The 3,811-nt window shown below is 62.3% G+C and carries 5 protein-coding genes; 1 reads left to right on the top strand and 4 read right to left on the bottom strand.

The features are described 5' to 3' along the window. The 3 genes from EN935_RS25980 to gcvA all read right to left on the bottom strand — a co-directional run. The coding region (locus tag EN935_RS25980) for a sugar ABC transporter permease (RefSeq protein ID WP_164771340.1) at window positions 1-595 on the bottom strand (595 nt) is incomplete at its 3' end. A gap of 124 nt (window positions 596-719) precedes the next feature. Next, entirely contained in the window at window positions 720-2,030 is a 1,311-nt protein-coding gene (locus EN935_RS25975; protein ID WP_109667159.1) for a sugar ABC transporter substrate-binding protein, read from the bottom strand. A gap of 226 nt (window positions 2,031-2,256) precedes the next feature. Then, window positions 2,257-3,162: a transcriptional regulator GcvA gene (gene gcvA, locus EN935_RS25970; protein WP_109667156.1), complete on the bottom strand. Its 906-nt coding sequence runs from the start codon at window positions 3,160-3,162 to the stop codon at window positions 2,257-2,259. Between the two features lie 110 nt (window positions 3,163-3,272). Between gcvA and EN935_RS25965 the strand changes: the two genes are divergently transcribed. Continuing rightward, complete coding sequence (locus tag EN935_RS25965) at window positions 3,273-3,458, top strand: hypothetical protein (protein WP_109667750.1); 186 nt, start codon at window positions 3,273-3,275, stop codon at window positions 3,456-3,458. Between the two features lie 64 nt (window positions 3,459-3,522). Here the strand turns inward: EN935_RS25965 and EN935_RS25960 are convergent. Next, window positions 3,523-3,811: sugar-binding domain-containing protein (locus EN935_RS25960; RefSeq protein WP_281040363.1), on the bottom strand; the 289-nt coding region annotated here is incomplete at its 5' end.

Below are 3,811 nucleotides of genomic sequence, written 5' to 3'. Positions count from 1 at the left end.
GCAGAAGGAAGCCGGCGCCGTCCATCTCGGCGGCTTCCTTCTGCTCACCGTCGAGCGACTGCAATGCGGTCAAAAGGATCAGTGTGGCGAAAGGCAGCCACTGCCAGGCGACGATGATGATGATCGCCAGCATCGGATGCTGCCCGAACCAGTCGATCGGCTGAGCCCCGAAGAAGCGCGCTATATCGGCGAACACTCCATATTGCGGATGCATGATCATGTTCTTCCAGACCAATGCAGCCACCGGCGGCATGACGAAGAACGGCGAAATGACGAGAATGCGGACTATGCCCTGGCCCCACATCGGCTGGTCGATCAGAAGCGCCAGAAGGATGCCGCCGATCACCGTGATCAAAAGCACGCTGATCACCAGGGTTAGCGTGTTGAGGATCGATTGCAGGAAGGCCGGGTTGGAATAAAACAGCGCGTAATTCGAGAAGCCGACGAAGCCGTCGCGGATCGGATTGAGCGGATTGTACTGCTGGAAGGAGAACCAGATGGTGATGACCAGCGGCACAATCATCCAGACGAACAGCAGCACCACGGATGGCGCCATCATGAAACGGGCAAGCGAACGGGTCTGCTGAGTAGCCATGACGGTCACCCTTCACTGGTCAGACTGAATTTTCAAAAGGCGTTAAAGGCGGCCGCCCGAACTGGGAACTCGGGCGGCCGTTGCCGGTCAAGGAGGCGACCGGCATTCGGCACCGGGAGGAGCCTTACTTGATGTATCCGCCTTCGGTCATTGCCGCAGTGGCAGCGTCCTGGGCCTGTTTCAGGGCATCGTCGACGCTCGACTGGCCGGCAAGAGCTGCCGAGAAGAGCTGGCCGACGGTGGTGCCAAGGCCCTGGAACTCAGGGATGGCGACGAACTGGACGCCGACATAGGGCACCGGCTTGACGGTCGGATGCGTCGGATCGGCGGCATTGATGGAGTCCAGCGTCATCTTGGCGAACGGAGCCGCCTTCTGGTACTCGGCATTGGCGTAGAGCGAGGTGCGCGTTCCGGGAGGAGCGTTGGCCCAGCCTTCCTTCGACGCGACCAGTTCCGCATAGTGCTTGCTGGTCGCCCAGGAGACGAACTTCTCGGCGGCATCAGCCTTCTGCGTGCCGGCGGGGATCGCCAGCGACCAAGCCCACAGCCAGTTGCCGCGCTTGCCCAGGCCATTGTCCGGCGCCAAGGCATAGCCGACCTTGTCGGCGACGGTCGAGTTCTTCGGGTCCGAAACGAAGGACGCAGCGACGGTGGCGTCGATCCACATGCCGCATTTGCCCTGCTGGAACAGCGCCAGGTTTTCGTTGAAGCCGTTGGAGGACGCGCCCTCGGGGCCGTCGGCCTTCATCAGGTCGACATAGAACTGCAGCGTGTTCTTCCATTCCGGCTGGTCGAACTGCGGCTTCCAGTTCTCGTCGAACCAGCGGGCGCCGAAGGAGTTCGACATGGCGGTCAGGAAGGCCATGTTCTCGCCCCAGCCGGCCTTGCCGCGCAGGCACACACCGTTCACGCCATTGGCGCGATCGGTCATCTTGTCGGCGGCCTGCTTGATGAAGTCCCAGGTCGGCGCATCGGGCATCTTCAGCCCGGCCTTGTCCATCAGGTCCTTGCGGTACATGACGAACGAGCTTTCGCCGTAGAACGGCGCGGCATAAAGCTTGCCGTCGACCGAAAGGCCGCCGGCGATGGCCGGGATGATGTCTTTGGCGTCATAGTCGTCGCCGAGCTTGTCGAGCGGCAGGAGCCAGCTCTGCTTGGCCCAGATCGGAACTTCATACGTGCCGATGGTCATCACGTCATACTGGCCACCCTTGGTGGCGATATCGGTGGTGACGCGCTCGCGCAGCACGTTCTCTTCAAGCGTAACCCAGTTGAGCTGGATGTCGGGGTTCGCCTTGGTGAAGTCTTCCGTCAGCTTTTGCATGCGGACCATATCGCCATTGTTGACGGTGGCGATGGTGATGGATTCGGCGTGTGCGGCAAACGCAAGAGCGCTGGCCGACAACAGACCCAGGGTGAGCGTGCGAAGTTTCATCAAATTCCTCCCTTGAACCAAGATGAGCATTTGCCTTGGCTTTGGGCAATTACTCACTTGGCATGAATTATGTCAAGTCGGATTCGATGCTGCAGCGCAGCACTCGGTGACGCCTCGGACCGGGAACGTGTGGAAATTGCCAGCGTGAGCCTCGCCCGTCGCCGGGACATCAGGTGACGATAGCGGAAGGGTTTGCGGACTTGGTGCGGTACCGGACGGCTTGCCGTCAGCAGGCGATCTCGGCCAGCAGCCAGTCGCGGAAGGCACGGATCTTCGGCACGGTGCGGCGCGCCTGGGGATAGACCAGCCAGTAGGCGTGGCCGTCGTCGCCGACCAGGTCGAAAGGCTGGATCAGGCGGCCGTCGGCGAGTTCCGCCTTGAACAGCGCCCTGGTCAGGATCGCCACGCCATGGCCAGCGATTGCCGCATTGGCCTCATAAGCCTGCGCGCCCATGCTGCTGCCGGGTCGTCTGGCAAGATCGTGCGAGTGCACGCCGGCCGCCGAAAACCACTCCGTCCACCAGATGTCGCCGGGATCGAGGATCGGCAGCCGCAGGAGATCGGCCGGTTCGTTGACGCCACCGATGCTTGCCGCGAGCTTCGGGCTCAGCATCGGCGTGAAATCGGCATCGAGCAGCTTGTGTGCCTCCAGGCCAGGCCATTTGCCGCCGCCCGAGCGGATGGCGATATCGGTATCCTCGCGGGCAAAGTCTGTCAGGCGGCTCGACGTCTCGAGCCGCACGGCAAGTGCGGGATGAGCGATCTGGAACGATCCCAGCCGGTGCGCCAGCCAGTTCGAGGCAAAGGTCAGCACGGTGGTGACGCACAGCAACCCGTCGGCGCCGGCGCGCGCCGCGGCATAGGCCTGGCCAAGAATGGCAAAGGCTTCGCCGACAGCGGGCGCCAGACGTTGTCCGGCCTCGGTCAACGCGATCTGGCGCGGCCGGCGCAGGAACAGCGGTGAGCCGACGCGCTCTTCCAGCACCTTGATCTGATAGCTGACCGCTGCCTGCGTCATGCCGAGTTCGCCGGCGGCCTTGGTGAAGGAAAGATGCCGCGCCACCGCGTCGAACACCCTGATCGCCTGCAACGGGGGGAGTTGCGAAACCTGTCGCGAGCTGAGGTCAGGCATAAGGCCTCCTTATGGGCCATGATCAATGTTCGATTGGCTAAGGCGGCCGGCAAGACCGACATACAGCATCAACCCATCATTCGGGTTCAGGATAGCGGAGGTTGACGATCATGACCATGGCGCAGCAAAAATGCACTCCCACCCCGGATCATCGTTGGATTTCGTGGCTCACGGACGGATTTGGCTGGTTCGCGATAAAAAGGAGGGCACATCTGGACGTCAGGGATCTGTCGCCGCATCTGCAGCGCGACCTCGGCTTCCTCGATGGCAACGACCCTTTCGGCCGGCACAGATAGCTCGGCTGACTTTATCGCAAATCTGTTGCTAAGCTGCCATGCCCCACAAACAAAGGCGACCCCGTCAGACGCTGGCCAGCAGGGCAGCGGCGGTCCGCTCATCGGTGATGAGGCCATTGATCAGCCGCCGGTTGGCGGCCGCCAGTATGCCCGGCAGCTTTCGTTCGCCCATCGCCAATGCGATGACCAGCGATTTTTCGCGCGACGGCAGCGAAGCCGACGACACCCGGTCGTTGGTAATGCCCTCGATCATGCGGCCTTCGCGGTCGAACACCCAGCCGACGATCTCGGCAATGCCGCCGGCCTTCTGCAGCGCCTTCAATTCGCTCTCCGAAATGAAGCCGTCCTCATAG

This window comes from Mesorhizobium sp. M7D.F.Ca.US.004.03.1.1 (genome assembly GCF_003998635.1).
GTDB lineage: Bacteria > Pseudomonadota > Alphaproteobacteria > Rhizobiales > Rhizobiaceae > Mesorhizobium > Mesorhizobium loti.
This window is presented reverse-complemented; position numbering and strand designations above follow the sequence as displayed.